This window comes from Streptomyces sp. WG7 (assembly GCF_049975785.1).
In the GTDB taxonomy this organism is placed as follows: domain Bacteria; phylum Actinomycetota; class Actinomycetes; order Streptomycetales; family Streptomycetaceae; genus Streptomyces.
Genome location: NZ_JBNGGE010000169.1, coordinates 1 through 808, shown reverse-complemented (window position 1 = coordinate 808; position 808 = coordinate 1). Strand labels below are relative to the sequence as shown.

Here is an 808-nt window from a genome sequence, read left to right as displayed (position 1 = left end):
GGTTGGACGGGACCCGGTTGGTCGTGGTCACTCGGCAAGCGGTGACCACTGGCTCGGATGATCCGGTGGTCGACCTGCCGGGTGCGGCGGTGTGGGGTCTGATCCGATCCGCACAGACGGAGAATCCGGACCGGATCACATTGGTCGACCTCGAGTACGGCTTGGGTCTCGATCTCGGTGTGCTGGCTGGTGTGGTCGCCACTGGTGAGCCTCAGCTGGCGGTGCGGGGTTCGGTGGTGCGTGTTCCCCGTCTGGTGCGCCGCACGGCTGCCACGGATGTGGTTGCGGTGGAGGGGCCGGTGCTGGTCACTGGTGGTACGGGTGGTCTGGGTGGTGTGGTGGCCCGGCACCTGGTGCGTTCGTACGGGGTGCGGCATCTGGTGCTGGCCAGTCGGCGGGGTGAGCGGGCCGCGGGGGCGCCCGAGCTGGTGGCGGAGTTGTCCGGGCTGGGTGCACGGGTCACGGTGGTGGTGTGTGATGTGTCGGATCGGGACGCGCTGGCCGGGCTGCTGGCGGAGCATCCGGTCTCGGGTGTCGTCCACACCGCGGGTGTGCTCGATGACGGTGTCATCGGTTCGTTGACCGCCGAGCAGGTCGACCGGGTCTTCGCACCCAAGGTGGATGCTGCCTGGCATCTGCACGAGCTGACCGAGGGCATGGACCTGTCGCTGTTCGTGGTGTTCTCGTCCGTGGCCGGGCTGTTGGGCGGGCCGGGGCAGGGCAACTACGCGGCGGGCAATGTGTTCTTGGACGCTCTGGTGCAGTGGCGTCGGCAGGCGGGCCTGCCGGGTGTGTCGATGGCCTGGGG

The 808-nt window shown here is 69.1% G+C and carries 1 protein-coding gene; it reads left to right on the top strand.

Translation table 11 applies throughout. The features are described 5' to 3' along the window. Positions 1-41 precede the first annotated feature (41 nt). The coding region (locus ACP4J0_RS38575) for a beta-ketoacyl reductase (RefSeq protein ID WP_426604125.1) at positions 42-808 on the top strand (767 nt) is incomplete at its 3' end.